Source organism: Aquimarina agarilytica ZC1 (assembly GCF_000255455.1).
Classification (GTDB): Bacteria; Bacteroidota; Bacteroidia; order Flavobacteriales; family Flavobacteriaceae; genus Aquimarina; species Aquimarina agarilytica.
On sequence record NZ_JH621263.1, the window covers coordinates 33,928 to 52,968 of the forward strand.

Below are 19,041 nucleotides of genomic sequence, written 5' to 3' on the forward strand. Positions count from 1 at the left end.
CGCAAGTTACCTATTTAAGTACATAATGAAAAGTATTGCGTTTACTTAATATATGCAAGCATAATAATCAGCTGATTTACAGTCAAAAGCATCTTAATAAGCTATGCTCATTTTTTAGTATAATCACAACCTAAAAAATCAAATTCCCTCCACTTTACTCGCACAGTTCTTTCATGACTTTGACCGGACATATCTGTACACTCTAAATTTGATTGTGTTATTTCAATCGAGTTTTTATTATGATCTATTCCTTTAAAAACAACTCTTTCCTCACTTGAATTCATTGAACCTTCCATTAACTGTAAAGTCCCTCGAATTTCTCCTTCATCAGTTGCTAATGTTACTAATTTAAAAGAGTAACCACCTCCATCAAGTTTATCCACAAATAAATTCCAAGAAGGCTCACTTCCTCCCGCTACCAATTTAGAAATTTCACTTTCTTTGGTTAAGTTAACGGTGCCATTCTTAGGCGTTTCTTCCCCTTCTATTTTTTCGATTGAATCTTCTGCTTTTTTTCTCTACTATTATTTTCTTTACAAGAAAACATTAAAAAAGACAACGTAAATAAGGTTACATATTTAATTTTAATCATAACTTAAAATTAGTATTTGTTTTAAATTTAATCAATAGAATTAAATTTATCTAAGGATAAATAAAAAATAACTATGCATAAACATTCCATACTCAACTTAAAAGAATAAAGAATATTATATTAACCGAAGGAAAGAATAAACTTTTTAATGAACAGTAAAAAAATGTAAATTCGAATAAATGATCGCTACATTTTAGATATCATAGAACTGATATCTTCAACCATATCTTCGAAGTACTCTGTATATGATTTCACAAAATGATCCTTAGAATCTTTAGGATTAAACTCTCCAAAACGCACTCTATCTTCATATTTATGAGCTGAAAATTCTGGAGCAATCCCCTTTTTAACATTAAGAATAGTTCTTTTTCGATCCATCAAAAAAACTGATGGAAGTCCTAAAGAATGTTTCACTCTACGCACAATATCCGAACTAAAATTATCTTGTTCATCAACATAAACTACCGAAACATTGGAATCATAATATTGTACTTTACTCGCTACCTTTTCTCTTGGCTCCCAATACAACACTACAAAATCTATTAAATCCCCAAACTCATTAGCAATATCATTAAATGCAGCTGCTTCGGACTCATTAGGTTCACACCAAGTTGCAATTGTTTTTAAATAAATGGGTTTTTGAAAAGATTCAAAATAAATAGGATCTCCCGATTTGGCTTTATTTACAATAAAATTATCAAATTGAGTCCCTTTTAAACAGTTCTGAACCAAGGAATCATATAAAAATCGAGCCCTTTCCAAATCCTTACGTTCATAAGCGACTTGGCTATTCACTTTAAATAAATTAATATTTCGATCGATAGCATCGGAAAAAAAGTTATAGTCTGCCAGTGAACCAATAAGTGAAGTCTCCTTTTTATCTGCTAAATCTTTATCATACCTATCTACAGGATCATAATCATTAGCTCTATCATCATCTTGTGCTTGTATGCACATAAATGACAATAGAAAACCGATAAGTAAATACTTTATTTTCATAATTAGGTTTCGGGGCATTAACCTGTATCATGTATTTAAAATTCTAATACATAAGCCAGATAAAAATAAGATATTATAAACAATAACCTATTTTTAGTAACATTTAGTATACAAAAACTTAGTAAACTCTAATTAAATAACAGTCTAACACTATAAAATGTTACAAATCAAGCGCCATTAACTAATAACAAATTTAAAAAAAATCCCCACTTAACCTCGATAAAAGATTCTTTTTAAAGGATTAAATACGTTTTAACTGCTGTTTCATCATATCCATTTGCTCCTTAAGCATTCCGTGCTTGTCTAATTTTTTCGCTTCGCTAAGCAAAGTTTGCGCTTCGCGCTTACGCCTCTTTTGCATTGCAATACCTGCTAAATTTAATTTAGCTACCGCTAAATCTTGATCCATGGACAAACCTAATTTAATCGCATTTTTAAAAAAACGCTCCGCTTTTGTTAAGTTAGTTTGAGAAACAATAATACCACGTAAATAACTGTAATATCCTTGTTGTTTTTTTGTCAAAGCCGTTTCTGGACTTTGAATTTTGTCAAGTAATTTTTCCGTACCTACCAAATCTTGTTTTCTTAATTTTAAAAAAGATAACAATATGATTTCATTTTTAAAATAAAGAAACACAAACATTCCTGCTAAAAACAACAGTAAAATTCCGTTACCTATATAATTGTCTACAAATTGCCAAACTGCTGCAAAAACAGCTAGAACAGCTAAAACTAACTTAATATTTTTATTGAACATTTATTTTATTTATTTTTAATGCGCAAAGGTACTAAAAACAATTGAAAATATTTTTCCCTAGAGTGTTGCAGAACAAAAAACTCTTTGTATATTTGCACGCAGTTTTAAGATGAGCTATATCATCTTGAAATAATGATATAGATACTTAAGATTTTTTAAAGATACCAAAATGAGTAAGAGAACATTTCAACCATCTAAGAGAAAAAGAAAAAATAAGCACGGATTCAGAGAGCGTATGGCTTCTGTTAATGGTAGAAAAGTCCTTGCAAGAAGAAGAGCTAAGGGCAGAAAGAAAATTTCTGTTTCTTCAGAAATTAGACATAAACACTAATTATGATTAGTGTTTCAAATACAGGGTGTTACTTTTTTTAAGAGTAACGCCTTTTTTTATATCTTATAGCATACAATTTTTAATTTCAATACAATTTCCAAATGCCAAAGAATAACAATCTTAAATGTGTACTTTTAATAGGTTCAGGTCCTATAGTTATTGGTCAAGCGTGTGAGTTTGATTACTCTGGATCACAGTCCCTAAGATCGTTAAGAGAAGATGGAATAAAAACCGTCCTTATTAATTCCAATCCTGCGACTATTATGACCGATCCGTCCATGGCGGATCACGTGTATTTAAAGCCATTAAATACAAAGTCAATTATTGAAATTTTAAAGAATCATCCAGAAATTGATGCCGTATTACCTACAATGGGAGGTCAAACAGCATTAAACCTTTGTATTGAAGCTCAAGAAAAAGGTATTTGGGATGACTTTAATGTAGCATTAATCGGTGTTGATATTGATGCCATTAACATTACCGAGGACAGGGAGTTATTTAGAGAATTAATGGGTAAAATTGGCGTTGGAATGGCTCCACAGGCTACCGCTAATTCATTTTTAAAAGCAAAAGAAATTGCTCAGGAATTTGGTTTTCCTTTGTGTATTCGTTCTTCTTTTACATTAGGAGGTGCTGGTGCCGCAATTGTTCATGAAGAAAAAGATTTTGATGAATTATTAACTCGTGGCTTGGAGTCCTCTCCTATTCACGAAGTAATGATTGACAAAGCCTTACTTGGTTGGAAAGAATACGAATTAGAGTTACTACGTGATAAAAATGATAACGTTGTTATTATTTGTACTATCGAAAACATGGACCCTATGGGAATCCATACAGGTGATTCGATTACTGTAGCTCCTGCCATGACACTTTCGGACAAAACATTCCAACGTATGCGTGATATGGCTATTCATATGATGCGTAGTATTGGTGATTTTGAAGGAGGATGTAACGTGCAGTTTGCTGTAAGCCCAGATGAAGCTGAAGAAATTATTGCTATTGAAATCAACCCACGTGTATCTCGTTCATCTGCTTTAGCAAGTAAAGCTACTGGATATCCAATTGCAAAAGTAGCTACAAAATTAGCTATCGGATATACACTTGATGAATTGAGTAACCAAATTACAGGATCAACATCTGCTTTATTTGAGCCTACGTTGGATTATGTAATTGTTAAAATACCACGTTGGAACTTTGATAAATTCGAAGGTTCGGACAGAACTCTTGGATTACAAATGAAAGCTGTTGGCGAGGTAATGGGGATTGGACGTTCATTCCAAGAGGCATTACATAAAGCTACACAGTCGTTAGAAATTAAACGTAATGGTTTAGGTGCAGACGGAAAAAGCCATAAAGATTACGATACCATTGTTGAAAAATTAACCCATGCAAGTTGGGATCGTGTATTTGTAATTTACGATGCTATCCAAGCTGGAATTCCTTTGAGTAGAATTTTTGAAATCACTAAAATTGACATGTGGTTCCTTAAACAATACGAAGAGTTATACACCTTAGAAAAAGAGATTAGCACCAATACTATTGAAACACTTCCAAAGGATTTATTGTTAGAAGCAAAACAAAAAGGTTTTGCAGATAGACAAATAGCCCACATGCTTAAGTGTTACGAAAGTGAAGTATACAAAAAACGCGAAAAATTAAACATCAATAGAGTTTATAAATTAGTAGATACATGTGCTGCCGAATTTAAAGCACAAACACCTTACTACTACTCTACTTTTGAAAGTGAAATTGAAAAACCAGATGGTACCGTTAGCGTACAAAACGAAAGTATAGTTACCGACAAAAAGAAAGTAATTGTACTTGGTTCGGGACCTAACCGTATTGGACAGGGTATTGAATTTGATTACTGTTGTGTACACGGGGTACTTGCTGCTTCAGAATGTGGCTACGAAACCATTATGATCAACTGTAACCCAGAAACGGTATCTACCGATTTTGATATTGCTGACAAATTATACTTTGAGCCTGTTTTCTGGGAACATATTTATGACATTATTCGTCATGAAAAACCAGAAGGCGTTATTGTACAATTAGGTGGTCAAACCGCACTTAAATTAGCCGAAAAACTAGAGCGTTACGGAATCAAAGTACTAGGTACTAGTTTTGATGCTTTAGATTTAGCTGAAGACCGTGGAAGTTTTTCTACCTTATTAAAAGAAAACAATATTCCTTACCCAGAGTTTGGAGTAGCCGAAAATGCTGATGAAGCTTTAGCTATAGCCGATGAGTTAGATTTCCCAATACTAGTACGTCCATCGTATGTATTAGGAGGTCAGGGAATGAAAATTGTAATTAACAAAAAGGAACTAGAACAACATGTGATCGACCTTTTAGTTAAAATACCTAACAACAAACTGTTACTAGACCATTATTTGGATGGTGCTATTGAAGCTGAAGCAGATGCGATTTGCGATGGCGAAAATGTATACATCATCGGTATTATGGAGCATATAGAACCTTGTGGAGTTCACTCTGGAGATTCTAACTCAACCTTACCTCCATTCAACTTGGGTGAGTTTGTAATGCAACAAATTAAGGATTACACTAAAACTATTGCTTTAGCCTTAAAAACAGTAGGTTTAATTAATATCCAATTTGCTATTAAGGATGACAAAGTGTACATCATTGAAGCAAACCCTCGTGCATCACGTACCGTTCCTTTTATTGCAAAAGCATACGGAGAACCTTATGTAAACTATGCAACTAAAGTAATGTTGGGTCACAATAAAGTTACTGACTTTGATTTTAACCCTCAGTTAAAAGGTTATGCAATTAAACAACCTGTTTTCTCATTTAATAAGTTCCCTAACGTAAACAAAAAACTAGGACCAGAAATGAAAAGTACAGGAGAAAGCATCTTGTTTATCGATGATTTAAAAGATGATGCTTTTTACGAATTATACTCTCGTAGAAAAATGTATTTGAGTAAGTAAAACTTACTTTTTATAACATATCCAAAAGGCCGTTTATTTTTAATAAGCGGTCTTTTTTTGTTTTTATTCGACATACAAATTAACTTTTTGTATACAAATACATATAAACAACTAATTTCTAAGCAACCATCTCGCAAAACTCTCATCTCATATTAAAACAAAACTATTACAAAATGAAAAAAACACTGATGTTAATACTTATGGGAATAGCAATTTTTAGCTGCTCAAACGATGATGATAAAAATCAAAATAACTGTGATTTTAATACCCTTATAAGTTCTGAACAATTTAAAAACTCACCTTCTGATGAACTAGAGATTCATAACTTAGAAATAAACAATGACTGTCTAAAAATTAACTTTAGCTCAGGAGGCTGTAGCGGAGATACTTGGGTAGTAAAACTAATTGACAAAGGAATCACCACAAAATCTATCCCTCCTCAGCGATCTTTAAAGTTATCCTTAAAGAATGATGAATTATGTGAAGCGCTTATCACTAAAAAACTAACTTTTGATATTTCAAACTTACAAGTTAAAGGAAATCAAGTCAAACTAAATATTGCAAATTCAAACAAAATAATCTTGTATGAATATTAAAAACATATTTCAATCCTAAAAAGCTCTTTTAAAATACGTTAAAATCAACCTTAACATCTAGTACTTATTTTAATATTGTAAATTTAGTATAGTGATCAATTTAAAAAGAGTAAATGATAACATTGAAAAGAATAAATTCTGATAATTCTGATTTCAAAAAATTAGCACAAGAACTAGACACGAGTCTAAGATATTACTATAAAGGTGAACAATCTTTTTATGAAGAATTAAATAACCTTGAAAAAATAAAATATGCTATAGTTGCTTATAATGAAAAAAGGAAACCCATTGGGTGCGGAGGAATTAAAAAAATTTCTGAAGATATAGCAGAAATTAAAAGGATGTATGTTGACCCAACATTTCGAGGAAATGGAATTGCTACAATGATATTAAATGAATTGGAAAAATGGGCTATTGAATTAAACTTTAGCAAATGCATACTTGAAACGCTAAAAACAAAACCTTATGCAATTGCATTTTATACAAAAAACAAGTATTCAAAATTCCCAAATTATGGTGAATATGTTAATGCCAAAAAAAGCATTTGTTTTCAAAAAAAACTAAACTAAAATATCTACTATTACTACAGTAAAATCATATTTAAATACCAATCATTTATACTTAAACCTACTGATAAATAATCACCACCTAACTATTCTTTTAAATTTTTAACGCAAGCTTTAAAAAAAGTCTATTTACTAACAAATACCAATTATGAAAAAAATTAAACTAATCTTAACCTACCTATTCATAGTATCATTAGCCTTTGCTGGTTGCAATAACGATGACACTAATAACAACAGTAATAATATAGATCCAATCATTGGAAAATGGAAAACCATAGAGTTAAATGAAAATGGCATAAAACAAAAAATAGCCGAATGTGAACTACAAAACACTATAGAATACCTAAATGATGGTAAAATTATTGACACCTATTTTGAACCCAACTCTAACAATGGATGTGATAAAATCGTAGACAATTCTGGAAGTTGGAAAAAAATATCCGATTTAGAATATCAAATAATTTTAGACGATGGTGATGTTAATTATATAAGCCCTATAAGCTTTTCTAAAAACAATACTGTACACGTTCAAAAATTCACTATACAGGATGGTGAAGAAAAATCAGAACAACTAAATAAATATCAAAAAATAGAATAAATCACTTTGAAACAAGCTTAATTTGCCCTTATTAATTTTAAGTAAAAAACAGTTGTTATACTACTTAAAATAAAACGACATAACCAATGAACATTTAAAAAGGCAAACCACGGTGAATACTCAAAAGGTTACATTTAAAAATACTACAGGTCAACAATTATCTGGCCGATTAGAATTACCATTTAATCAACAGCCCCATAATTTTGTACTATTTGCACATTGTTTTACATGTAATAAAAACTTGAGTGCTATTCGAAATATTAGTCGAGCCCTAGCCATACAAGGCTTTGGTGTGTTACGATTTGATTTCACAGGACTAGGCGAAAGCGAAGGAGATTTTGAGGATACTAATTTTTCAGGTAATGTAGAAGACCTTGTTGCTGCATCTAATTATTTAAAAACACATCATCAATCACCTGTTTTACTAATAGGTCATTCATTAGGCGGAGCGGCAGCAATTTTTGCAGCCTCCAATATAAGTTCGATAAAAGCAGTGGCCACTATCGGAGCTCCTTCCAACCCAAAACATGTTACTCATTTATTACATAATAAGATCGGTGAAATTATAGAAACGGGCCTAGCAAATGTCAATTTAGGAGGCAGGCGGTTTACCATAAAAAAACAATTCATTGATGATTTAGAAGAACAATCATTACCCAAACTTGTACATAATTTTGAAAAAGCTCTTTTGGTATTGCACTCTCCACAAGATACTACAGTAGGTATTCAAAATGCTGAAGAAATTTATAAAGCTGCTAAGCATCCTAAAAGTTTTATAAGTCTTGACGGAGCAGATCATTTACTTATGCGTAAAGAAGATTCCATTTATGTTGGTGAAGTGATTGCCGGCTGGTCCAAACGTTATATTAAATTCCCCGAAAAGAAAACGTTAAAAACTACTGACGAAGTTGCTGCTAGTTTAAATGCTGTTGATGGATTTACCACACAAATGAAAATAGGAAATCATCACTTTTATGCCGATGAACCCAAAAAAGTAGGAGGTAATGATTTTGGCCCTAATCCTTATGAATTTATTTCTGCTGGTTTATCTGCTTGTACAGCTATGACAATTCAAATGTATGCTAAACGAAAAGGATGGCAAGTTGATAATGTCGAGGTACACACTAGTCACAGTAAACAATACAACTCAGATTGTGAAAATTGCGAGCAGGATACTGCAAAAATTGATACTTTTATCAGGAAAATTAAACTCACTGCTCCTACTTTAAATAGTGATCAATTAAATCGTATTTTAAAAATAGCCGATAAATGCCCTGTACACAAAACATTATACAACAAGTCACAAGTAATCACAGAACTCCTCAACTCCTAAAATGATTTCACCAATATAGGGTAGTTCTTAAAAACTTTCCCAAAACAACATTATTTATAGCAGAAAATGACATCATATACCCCGATCAAATAAAAGGAACTAATATGCCACATATTTGGCCATTCCTTCCTGTAATGAAAGAAGCCAAAATAACCTTAAAACAAATCATCACAATAATCAACAGCTAACAAAATAAAACTCATCGCTTTCGCAACATATGCACATATAAATTTTCTACTTTGGTACGTGCCCAAGGAGTGCGACGTAAAAATTTAAGACTCGATTTTAGGGATGGATCATGCGTAAAACAACGTATAGGTATCGTATTCCCAAGATATTCCCACCCATAATGCGCTTCCAACTCGGTAATAATTTGTTGTAACTTAATACCATGCAATGGATTATTTTTTTGCTCCATTACTTCGTATTAAGTATCGTTTCTATTTCATTAAATGTTAGTTTTCCTAACAATTTCCCTTGGGGAGAAATTAAAAACTTTGAAGGTATTTCGGTCACACCATACTTCCGTGCAATACTCGATAGTACAACAATTCTGCTTTTATCAACAATTTGATGTTCCCAATTTAAACCATCCTCCTTACTCGCTTTTTCCCAGGCATTATCCGTTCGTTCCAAAGCCACACTAACCACCTCTAATTCATTTTTATGTTTATTATAAAAATGAACTAATTTAGGATTTTGCACTCTACAGGGCGGACACCATGATGCCCAAAAATCGAGCAAGACATATTTCCCTTTTAAATCCGATAATTTAAAAGGCCTACCATCAATTAACTCCGTTTCAAAATCGGGAGCTTTTTCTCCTCTGGTATAGGCATTAAATTTAGTAATTAGAAAAGCACCTCCCAATACTATAATAATACCCCAAGTTGCATAATTAAATAGTTTCTTAAACATCTTTTATGATTTATTTGCTAACTGGCCGCAAGCTGCATCTATATCCTTCCCCCTACTCCTACGTACATTAACTACTATCTTTCTTTTTTCTAAAGCTTTAATATAATTATCCACAGCTTCATTGGATGCTTGTTGAAATTCGCCATCATCAATAGGATTATATTCAATCAAGTTCACCTTACAAGGTACATACATACAAAACCTAACCAAGGCATCAATATCCTTTTTCTTATCATTTATCCCTTTCCAAACTACATATTCATAAGTAATACGACTTTGAGTTTTCTCATACCAATATTCCAAAGCTTCACGCAAATCGGTTAATGGAAAATGCTCATTAAATGGCATAATCTGTGTCCGCACCTCATCAATTGCCGAATGCAAGGATACAGCTAATTGAAACCTCACCCCATCATCAGCCATTTTTTTTATAATCTTTGGTACTCCCGAGGTGGAGACAGTAATTCGTTTTGGTGACATACCTAAACCTTCGGTGGAGGTAATTTTATCAATTGCCTTAATCACATTATTATAATTCATTAAAGGCTCTCCCATTCCCATAAACACAATATTCGAAAGGGGGTGATTGTGATACAAACGACTCTCATTATCAATAGCTACTACCTGATCATAAATTTCATCAGGATTTAAATTCCTCATTCGTTTCAGTCGCGCGGTAGCACAAAACTTACAGTCCAAACTACAGCCTACCTGCGATGATACACAAGCCGTAGTCCTTGTAGCCGTGGGTATCAACACCGATTCTACTACTAAGCCATCATGTAAACGAACTGCATTTTTAATAGTCCCATCACTACTTCGCTGCATTTGATCCACACGAATATGATTAATTACAAAATGAGTTTCCAAAAGTGTCCTTGTAGTTTTAGATAGGTTAGTCATTCCTTCAAAACTATGTGCTCCTTTACCCCATAACCACTCATATACCTGATTACCTCTAAAGGCCTTATCCCCTTGAACTACAAAAAAATCACGTAATTGCTCTTTAGTTAATGCTCGTATATCCTTCTTTTTACCTGACTTATTTTCTACCATGAACTGTACATTTCATCAAGCCACAAAGTTCGCCAATTTATTATAAACAAAGGCCTTGTTTTTTTGTGTAAATTAACCCAATCGATTTTTGGACATAAAAGTTCCTGCTCTTATTCATTAATAACATAAATTTTTAAATGAGCTACATCATTACATTACTTATCATTGCTGTATTATTAATTGCTGTTTTTCATAAAAAAAAGAATAAAAAGCCTATAACTCCCCCAAAAAATTGGCATCAAATATTACTTCAAAAAGTTCATTTTTACACTAAGCTTTCCTCCAATGAGCAATTGCTTTTCCAACAAAAAATGGCAGACTTTTTAAGTTATATAAACATAGAAGGTGTACAACTTGAATTAGAAGAAAACGATCCTATTTTAATAGCCGCAAGCGCAGTAATTCCTATTTTTAGGTTTGATCACTGGAAGTACCCCAACTTAAACACCGTACTTTTATATCCAGATTATTTTAATGAGGATTTAGATTTTAATGCTTCCGCAGAAGGTAAAAATATTGCGGGTTTAATAGGCACTGGGCGTTTTGAGAATCAAATGATTTTATCCAAAAAAGCCTTATATCATGGTTTTTCGAACAAAACGGATAAAGGAAATACCGCTGTTCATGAATTTGTACACTTATTAGACAAATTAGATGGAGCCACCGATGGTATCCCCGAACGCTTATTAACACAAGAAAACACCATACCTTGGCTTAATTTAATGCACACTAAAATGGAAGCCATTAACAATGATGCATCCGATATTAGAAATTATGGAGGCACCAGTAAAACAGAATTTTTTGCAGTGGCCTCGGAATATTTTTTTGAACGACCCGATTTACTTAAAAGAAAACACCCCGATTTATACCAAATGTTAGCTTCTTGTTTTTCTCCAGAAAAAAAGTAAATCTGTAATAAATTACTATTAATAATGAGATAAGCTTCCTGTAAAACTCTCCAGTTACAAATCAAATATTAAAGCCTAAATATATAGTATTCAATTGAGTACTATATAAATTTCAAACCTTTCTGATAATTACACTTTTATTTAAAAATTTAACAGTTGTTAAATAACTACTGTTAAATCTATCACAATTAAAGTATTTTTTTTTCGTAAAAGTAGGCTTAACTCGTACAAATTGTTAGATTTGTTTAATGTAAATGAAATAATGATGAACAAAACAAATCAAGCTTTTAGTATTAAGGATCTGGAGAATATATGTGGGATAAAAGCGCATACCATTCGTATATGGGAAAAAAGATACCATCTTTTAACACCCGAAAGAACGGACACGAATATACGTTCGTACAATATGGAAAACCTCCAAAAACTATTAAATGTTACTTTTTTAGTTAGTTGTGGCTACAAAATATCGCGTATATCAAAACTTGAACCCGAAGAAATTTTAGAATACGTAACAAGTATTGTTTCGGACAAAACCACAGTTGACCGCTCAATGAATTCGCTAAAATTAGCTATGTTGAACTACAACACAACTATTTTTACTGACACTTTTAATGAGTTAAGTGAGCGCTTTAGTTTTTCTCAAATTTTTTATGACATATTCATCCCTTTCTTAGGCGAAGTGGGTATGCTATGGCAGACAAATACCATAAATAGTTCTCACGAACATTTTATTACCAGTCTTATAAAGCAAAAATTATGGGCCAAAATTGACTCATTACAACAACAAGTAACCAATCACGAACAAACATTTGTACTCTACTTACCAAGTGGAGAAACCAATGATTTAAGTTTGTTATTCATAAATACACTTATACTAGAAAAAGGATACAAAACAATCTTTTTAGGGCCAAATGTGTCCACTGATTACTTAAAAGACTTATCCGAATTACAAAACAATTTAGTATTTGTATCCTATTTCACATTACAACCACATATTGACGAAGTAAATGAATATATAGCAAACTTTAAAAACGAAATATGTGTACCTAACGAACATGAATTATGGGTTATGGGTCGTCAACTAAAAGAAGTTCCCGTACCTATATCTGCGCAAATAAAAATAATACAATCGTTTACCGACTTTGAAAAAATACTAGGCTAATACATGAAAAAAAAAATTGCTATCATTGGTTCTGGCTTTTCCTCTTTAGCCGCTGCATGTTATTTAGCCAAAGAAGGTTATGAGATAAGTGTTTTTGAAAAAAACGAGAGTATCGGTGGACGTGCCAGTCAATTTAAATCCGATGGATTTACTTTTGACATGGGTCCTTCATGGTACTGGATGCCCGACGTTTTTGAACGCTTTTTTAATGATTTTGGACATTCGGTTTCCGATTTTTACGAGCTAGAGAAATTAAACCCTGCGTATTCGGTCTTTTTTTCAGATGGCACATCCATTGATATACCAGATAATTTAGAGGCTATTTTTAATACTTTTGAAACCGAGGAACAAGGAAGTTCCAAAGCCTTAAAGGAATTTATGGCAGATTCCAAAAGTAATTATGATGTTGCTGTAAAGGATTTAGTATACCGACCAGGAGTATCTCCTTTGGAACTTATCACGCCCAAAACAGTCACAAAACTTGGTCAATTTTTTAGTAACGTATCGCGAGAAGTCCGCAAAAAAGTAACCAACCCCAAACTTGTATCTATACTCGAATTTCCCGTATTATTTTTAGGTGCTAAACCAAACAAAACACCAGCCTTTTATAATTTTATGAATTATGCCGATTTTGGACTTGGTACTTGGCAACCAAAAGGCGGAATGCATCAAGTCATTTTGGGCATGGAAAAATTAGCCAAAAGCCTTAGTGTTACTATTCATTTAAATAGCCCTGTTTCCAAAATAAATACAAAAAATAATAAGGCAACTGGTATCACTATAAATGAAAATGAACTCTTTTTTGATACCGTGTTAAGTGGTGCAGATTACCACCATACCGAAACCTTATTAGGAGCACATCAAAAACAATATTCCGAACACTATTGGGATAAAAAAACTTTTGCTCCCTCTAGTTTATTATTCTATGTTGGTTTTGACAAGAAATTAAAAAATGTGAATCATCACAATTTATTTTTTGATACTGATTTTGAAAAACACGCACAAGAAATATACGATGATCCCCAATGGCCAACCGAACCTTTATTTTATGCCAACTTTACTTCTATTACAGATCCTAAAATGGCTCCCGAAGGCATGGAAAACGGTTTTTTCCTAGTACCAATAGCCCCAGGACTTACTGATACCCAAGCCTTAAGAGACACTTATTTTAACAAAATAATAACTCGCTTTGAACGTGTTACTAAACAAAACGTTAAAAATAATATTATCTTTAAGAAGAGCTTTTGTGTAAACGACTTTGTAAGCAGGTATAATTCCTATAAAGGAAATGCTTACGGAATGGCTAACACATTACTACAAACAGCTTTCTTACGCCCCAATCTAAAGAGTAAAAAAGTAGAAAATCTATTTTTCACAGGACAGTTAACTGTTCCTGGACCAGGAGTACCTCCAGCCCTAATTTCAGGAAAACTTGCTGCAGGTTTAGTACTAAATAAACACAACCAGTAATTATGAAGTCTTTATTTGATTCCGTTTCGTACAAGTGTAGTAAAACTGTAACACAGTCCTACTCTACCTCTTTTTCATCGGCTACAAAAATGCTAGCCCCTAATATCCGTCAAGATATATACAATATATATGGTTTTGTCCGTTTTGCTGATGAAATTGTTGATAGTTTTCATGAGTACCCAAAAGCCACATTATTTGATGATTTTGAGCGCCAGATGTATGCTGCTATTGAAAATAAAATTAGCTTAAACCCTATTTTAAATAGCTTTCAGGAAACGGTGCACAAATATACCATTGAACCAGAATTATATGAAGCCTTTATGAAAAGTATGCGCTTAGATTTATCCAAAAAAGTATACTTAACCGACGATGAATATAAAGAATACATTTATGGATCTGCTGATGTTGTTGGTCTAATGTGTTTGTGTGTTTTTGTGAAGGGGAACAAACAACAATATGACAAATTAAAGGATAGCGCTATGCGATTGGGTTCTGCTTTTCAAAAAGTGAATTTTTTACGTGATTTAAAAGCCGATTTTGAAGGTTTAGATCGCACCTATTTTCCTAATGCCGATTTAAAAAATTTAAACGAAGAAAGTAAGCAACAAATTATAACCGAAATTGAACTTGATTTTAAAGAAGCAAAAAAAGGCATTAGTAAATTACCCATTGAGGCACGATTTGGAGTATATACCGCGTTTTTATATTACCAAAAACTATTAAATAAACTTAAAAAAACACCTTCAGAAAAACTAAAAGAGTCTAGAATTAGAGTACCTGACTATCAGAAATTCAGCCTTTTAGCTCAAGGCTATGTAAATTATCGATTAAATTTAATATAAGCATATATGAAAATTACTTTTTGGATCGTTATATTCATCGGTACATTCCTTGCTATGGAAGGCATGGCTTGGTTTACTCATAAGTATGTAATGCATGGATTTTTATGGTCATTACATGCCGATCATCATCATAAAAAGCATAAAAGTTGGTGGGAACGCAACGATCTATTTTTTGTTTTTTACGCACTGGTAAGTATTGGTTGTTTTCTTTTGTGGAAATACGATATTGCATGGTATGGATTACCTATTGGCTTAGGCATTTTAGCTTATGGAATTACCTACTTTTTAGTGCACGATATATTTATTCATCAACGTTTCAAAATATTTAGAAACGCGAATAATTGGTATGCTAAAGGTGTACGCAGGGCTCACAAAGTACACCACAAACACTTAGGGAAAGACAAAGGTGAATGCTTTGGTATGCTGTTTGTCCCTTTTAAATATTTTAAACATTAATATTTGATTTGTGAATAAAAAAAATGAGCCACCTTTAAATTTTGATTATATTATAATAGGGAGTGGTGTTGCTGGTTTACAATTAGCTTTGGCTATGAGCAGTAACAAAAAACTAAGTAATAAACGTATTGCTATTTTAGATCGATCTAAAAAAACCACTAATGATAAAACCTTTTGTTTCTGGGAAAAAGGAGCAGGCAAATGGGATGAATTGGTTTCGAAAAGTTGGCATCAAGCCTTTTTCTACAGTAATACCAATAAAAAATTAAGTATCGATTTAGCTCCGTACAGCTACAAAAAAATTAAATCAATTGATTTTTATAATTACTGTATAAAAAAACTTAAAGATAAGCCTCAGTTTACTTTCTTTACAGAAGAAGTTAATGTTGTTACTGAAAAATTAGATAAAGTAACCATTAAAACACCAAACAACATATTTGTTTGCGATCATCTTTTTGATAGTAGATTACCTGAATGCTTTAAAAAAAGAAAAGAATCCTTTACTTATATTGATCAAAGTTTTAGTGGTTTTGAAATTGAAACCAAAACAGCTTTTTTTGACCCCAACAATTTCACTATGATGGACTATCGCTTCACTTGGAAAGATAGTACCAGTTTTATGTATATACTTCCAGAAAACAATACCAATGCTTTGGTTGAATATACTTTTTTTGCTCCATTTACATTGAGTAAAACTGAATTTGAATCTCAATTAAAAAAATACCTTAAAACGCAGTTAAAAGGAACTGAATACATTATAAAAAATACGGAAACTGGTGTAATACCCATGACCGATTATCCTTTTGAAAAACGACAAACTTTACGAATTACTAAAATTGGTACCGCAGGTGGTTGGGTTAAAGCCTCCACAGGCTATTCTTTTAAACGATCCGAAAAATTCGTCTCCTCTATTATTGATCAACTTATAAATAATCAAAATGTAGTTGGTTACCAAGCCGCACCACGCTTTAAGTTTTATGATAAGTTATTATTAAAGGTACTTGAAAAGCAAAATCAAAAAGGTCCCGAAATTTTCTTTAAAATGTACAAAAATACACCCCCTACTACTTTTTTTAAATTTTTAGATGAAGAAACCTCACTAATGGAAGAAGTTAAGCTGATTTTAAAACTTCCGTATTTACCTTTTATTAAAGCATTATTAAGTTAATATTCTATGAAAAATCCGTCCCCTTTAAATGCTCTAGATTTTCAAACTAAAACTAAACAACTAAATACTATAGTGCTAGATGTTCGTCATCAAGTGGACTTTGTTTCAGCTCATATTCCCAATTCTATATTTATTGGTTTAGATGGTTTATTTGAACCTTGGGTACAAGCATTTATTAACACCAAAGACGCTATATTACTAATAACACCTTTAGGCAGGGAAAATGAAACTATTGAGAAACTTACAAACATCGGTTACACCAATATTATTGGTTATTTAAAAGATGGATTTCAAACATGGAAAAATGAAAACTTTAAAACTACAACTATTGAATCTATACCTGCCACATCCTTAGAAAACATAATGAATGCAAAACAAATTACTGTTTTTGATATTCGAAAAATTAATGAGTATAATGATGGCCATATTAAAAATGTAATTTTTTCCCCTTTAACTTCTTTAAATCAAAACTTGACTAATTTTAATTTAAAAAACGAAACTGCTTATATCCATTGTGGAGGTGGATACCGAAGTATTATCGCTATTTCTATACTAAAAAGAAATAATATTCATAATGTTATTGATATTGCCGGGGGCATGGGAGCTATTCGTAAAACAAACATCGAAATAATCTAATACCCCTCGACTCTTTAATTATTATCCTCTTCGATTAATAGTGATGCTATCTTATTTTTAGATATTAAAATTATTCCCTTTACAGAATAAGAAATACCATCATATTGTTTTTTAACCCACAAAAAGAGCAAAAAAACGATAAACAAACCTAAAAATTACCTTCGAATTAGGTTTATACACTAATTTTTAGTAGTAAAAATCGCATTTTTTAAGTCGTTCAGCCTTAAAAAACGCATTTAAAAATGTTAAAATTTAAAAATAAGTAATCCTTTTCCTTCTCTTTAAAATCAACGTATTCAACAAAATTTAGTTGATTTATAATTTTACAAAAACTCAAAACAACATCAACATATTGATTTTCAGCTATTTAATTTTGTAACTTGGGGGCACTAACAATAATAATTTTAACATATATGGATTTGTCAAATACGCTCGACTTACTTTGGGTAATTGTAGCTGGAATTTTAGTTTTTTTTATGCAAGCTGGCTTCACTCTTTTAGAAGCTGGTTTTACCCGAGCAAAAAACACCGCCAATATAGCAATGAAAAATATAGTTGACCTATTCATAGGAGCTATAGCATTTTGGGCAATCGGTTACTCGTTAATGTATGGAAATTCAATTAGTGGATTTATAGGAACCCCTAGCCTATTCTATATTGAACCTTCGGATATGCATAATTTATTTTACCAAACTGTATTTTGTGCTACAGCAGCTACCATTATTTCTGGTGCTATTGCAGAACGTGCAAAATTTAGTACTTATGTGATTTTCACCTTTGCTTTTACCACATTTATATACCCAATAGCTGGTCATTGGATTTGGCAAACGGATGGTTGGTTAACCCAAATGGGCTTTATTGATTTTGCAGGCTCTACTGCTGTACATGTTATGGGTGGTTTTTCGGCATTAATATATGCCTTACTCGTAGGGGCTCGTAATGGTAAATACAATGCGGATGGGAGTGTTAATCATATCAAAGGACACAATAATTTATTTGCTGTTCTTGGTGTTTTCATTTTATGGATGGGTTGGTTTGGTTTCAATGCTGGTTCTACTTTAGCCATAACTGGAGAAAGTACCAGCATGGTTCCCCTAATTATATTAAACACCAATTTAGCCGCAGCTGCTGGTGGATTAGCAGCTTTATTCGTAACCTGGATTAAATATAAAAAAGCTGATATTTCAATGACTCTAAATGGGACACTTGCTGGATTAGTAGGTATTACTGCTGGTTGTGCTATTATGGGACCTGTTGGAGCTATGGTAACTGGATGTATTTGTGGTATTGCTGTATCTCTCGGTGCCGAATTTGTAGAAAAAGTATTAAAAGTGGATGACGCGGTAGCTTCTTTTTCTGTTCATGGAATTGGAGGAGTACTGGGTACACTATTAGTTGGTATTTTTTCTACTGAAAACGGGATCCTATATGGAGGCGGTTTTGAACAATTAAAAATACAAGCAATTGGAGTTTCATCTGTAGCTATTTGGGCCGTTGTTGTTGCTTTTATTGCTATTTCTATTTTAAAATACACTGTTGGTATTAGAGTTCCATTGGCACATGAAATTGCTGGTTTAGACAATTCTGAACACAATATCTTTTTTGATAACACCATTCAATCGGAAGAAGAAAACCCTAATGAATTCATTAGTGACACTGTTACTATGGAAATCGCTGATAAATAACCCAACCCCATAAT

Annotated in this window: 20 protein-coding genes; 14 read left to right on the forward strand and 6 right to left on the reverse strand. The window is 32.4% G+C overall.

The window, feature by feature from the left end:
• Nucleotides 1–107: 107 nt before the first annotated feature.
• The 3 genes from KQA_RS0211015 to KQA_RS0211025 form a co-directional block, all read right to left on the reverse strand.
• On the reverse strand, nucleotides 108–422 hold the full coding sequence (locus tag KQA_RS0211015) for a hypothetical protein (RefSeq protein WP_010181076.1): 315 nt from the start codon (nucleotides 420–422) through the stop codon (nucleotides 108–110).
• Nucleotides 423–778: 356 nt separating this feature from the next.
• Complete coding sequence (locus tag KQA_RS0211020) at nucleotides 779–1,591, reverse strand: TlpA family protein disulfide reductase (protein WP_232285887.1); 813 nt, start codon at nucleotides 1,589–1,591, stop codon at nucleotides 779–781.
• Nucleotides 1,592–1,832: 241 nt separating this feature from the next.
• Nucleotides 1,833–2,348, reverse strand: coding sequence for a hypothetical protein (locus tag KQA_RS0211025; RefSeq protein ID WP_010181080.1), 516 nt, complete (start codon nucleotides 2,346–2,348; stop codon nucleotides 1,833–1,835).
• A gap of 169 nt (nucleotides 2,349–2,517) precedes the next feature.
• Between KQA_RS0211025 and rpmH the strand changes: the two genes are divergently transcribed.
• From rpmH to KQA_RS0211055, 6 genes are all read left to right on the forward strand, one after another.
• Nucleotides 2,518–2,679 carry a 50S ribosomal protein L34 gene (gene rpmH / locus KQA_RS0211030; protein ID WP_010181082.1) on the forward strand — a complete coding sequence of 54 codons (162 nt, stop codon included), beginning with the start codon at nucleotides 2,518–2,520 and terminating at the stop codon, nucleotides 2,677–2,679.
• Between the two features lie 101 nt (nucleotides 2,680–2,780).
• The gene (carB, locus tag KQA_RS0211035) at nucleotides 2,781–5,633 is read left to right on the forward strand and encodes a carbamoyl-phosphate synthase large subunit (protein WP_010181084.1); all 2,853 of its coding nucleotides are present in this window, start codon (nucleotides 2,781–2,783) and stop codon (nucleotides 5,631–5,633) included.
• Between the two features lie 173 nt (nucleotides 5,634–5,806).
• Complete coding sequence (locus tag KQA_RS0211040; protein WP_010181086.1) at nucleotides 5,807–6,229, forward strand: hypothetical protein; 423 nt, start codon at nucleotides 5,807–5,809, stop codon at nucleotides 6,227–6,229.
• A gap of 113 nt (nucleotides 6,230–6,342) precedes the next feature.
• Nucleotides 6,343–6,798, forward strand: coding sequence for a GNAT family N-acetyltransferase (locus tag KQA_RS0211045; RefSeq protein WP_010181089.1), 456 nt, complete (start codon nucleotides 6,343–6,345; stop codon nucleotides 6,796–6,798).
• Nucleotides 6,799–6,943: 145 nt separating this feature from the next.
• Nucleotides 6,944–7,393, forward strand: a complete 450-nt coding sequence (locus KQA_RS0211050) for a lipocalin-like domain-containing protein (RefSeq protein WP_010181091.1) — start codon at nucleotides 6,944–6,946, stop codon at nucleotides 7,391–7,393.
• A gap of 112 nt (nucleotides 7,394–7,505) precedes the next feature.
• The gene (locus KQA_RS0211055) at nucleotides 7,506–8,726 is read left to right on the forward strand and encodes a bifunctional alpha/beta hydrolase/OsmC family protein (RefSeq protein WP_010181092.1); all 1,221 of its coding nucleotides are present in this window, start codon (nucleotides 7,506–7,508) and stop codon (nucleotides 8,724–8,726) included.
• Between the two features lie 199 nt (nucleotides 8,727–8,925).
• Here the strand turns inward: KQA_RS0211055 and KQA_RS0211060 are convergent, their stop codons facing one another.
• Genes KQA_RS0211060 through rlmN form a run of 3 tightly spaced genes read right to left on the reverse strand, consistent with a single transcriptional unit; the run spans nucleotide 8,926 to nucleotide 10,700 of the window.
• Nucleotides 8,926–9,144, reverse strand: a complete 219-nt coding sequence (locus KQA_RS0211060; protein WP_010181094.1) for a VF530 family protein — start codon at nucleotides 9,142–9,144, stop codon at nucleotides 8,926–8,928.
• Nucleotides 9,144–9,644 carry a TlpA family protein disulfide reductase gene (locus tag KQA_RS0211065; protein ID WP_010181096.1) on the reverse strand — a complete coding sequence of 167 codons (501 nt, stop codon included), beginning with the start codon at nucleotides 9,642–9,644 and terminating at the stop codon, nucleotides 9,144–9,146. Before KQA_RS0211065 ends, KQA_RS0211060 begins: the two co-directional genes overlap by 1 nt.
• Nucleotides 9,645–9,647: 3 nt before the next feature.
• On the reverse strand, nucleotides 9,648–10,700 hold the full coding sequence (gene rlmN, locus KQA_RS0211070; protein WP_010181098.1) for a 23S rRNA (adenine(2503)-C(2))-methyltransferase RlmN: 1,053 nt from the start codon (nucleotides 10,698–10,700) through the stop codon (nucleotides 9,648–9,650).
• Between the two features lie 137 nt (nucleotides 10,701–10,837).
• Here rlmN and KQA_RS0211075 point away from each other — a divergent pair, with 137 nt between their 5' ends.
• From KQA_RS0211075 to KQA_RS0211110, 8 genes are all read left to right on the forward strand, one after another.
• The gene (locus tag KQA_RS0211075) at nucleotides 10,838–11,608 is read left to right on the forward strand and encodes a M90 family metallopeptidase (protein ID WP_010181100.1); all 771 of its coding nucleotides are present in this window, start codon (nucleotides 10,838–10,840) and stop codon (nucleotides 11,606–11,608) included.
• A gap of 262 nt (nucleotides 11,609–11,870) precedes the next feature.
• Nucleotides 11,871–12,770 carry a MerR family transcriptional regulator gene (locus KQA_RS0211080; protein ID WP_232285888.1) on the forward strand — a complete coding sequence of 300 codons (900 nt, stop codon included), beginning with the start codon at nucleotides 11,871–11,873 and terminating at the stop codon, nucleotides 12,768–12,770.
• 3 nt (nucleotides 12,771–12,773) lie between these two features.
• A complete protein-coding gene (locus tag KQA_RS0211085; protein ID WP_010181104.1) occupies nucleotides 12,774–14,240 on the forward strand; it encodes a phytoene desaturase family protein in 1,467 nt (488 codons plus the stop codon).
• A 2-nt stretch (nucleotides 14,241–14,242) separates the two neighbouring features.
• Nucleotides 14,243–15,082: a phytoene/squalene synthase family protein gene (locus KQA_RS0211090; RefSeq protein WP_010181106.1), complete on the forward strand. Its 840-nt coding sequence runs from the start codon at nucleotides 14,243–14,245 to the stop codon at nucleotides 15,080–15,082.
• Nucleotides 15,083–15,088: 6 nt separating this feature from the next.
• On the forward strand, nucleotides 15,089–15,538 hold the full coding sequence (locus tag KQA_RS0211095) for a sterol desaturase family protein (protein WP_010181109.1): 450 nt from the start codon (nucleotides 15,089–15,091) through the stop codon (nucleotides 15,536–15,538).
• Nucleotides 15,539–15,548: 10 nt separating this feature from the next.
• Nucleotides 15,549–16,706, forward strand: a complete 1,158-nt coding sequence (locus KQA_RS0211100) for a lycopene cyclase family protein (protein ID WP_010181111.1) — start codon at nucleotides 15,549–15,551, stop codon at nucleotides 16,704–16,706.
• Between the two features lie 6 nt (nucleotides 16,707–16,712).
• Complete coding sequence (locus tag KQA_RS0211105) at nucleotides 16,713–17,342, forward strand: rhodanese-like domain-containing protein (protein WP_010181113.1); 630 nt, start codon at nucleotides 16,713–16,715, stop codon at nucleotides 17,340–17,342.
• Between the two features lie 413 nt (nucleotides 17,343–17,755).
• Nucleotides 17,756–19,027, forward strand: a complete 1,272-nt coding sequence (locus tag KQA_RS0211110; RefSeq protein ID WP_010181115.1) for an ammonium transporter — start codon at nucleotides 17,756–17,758, stop codon at nucleotides 19,025–19,027.
• Nucleotides 19,028–19,041 lie beyond the last annotated feature (14 nt).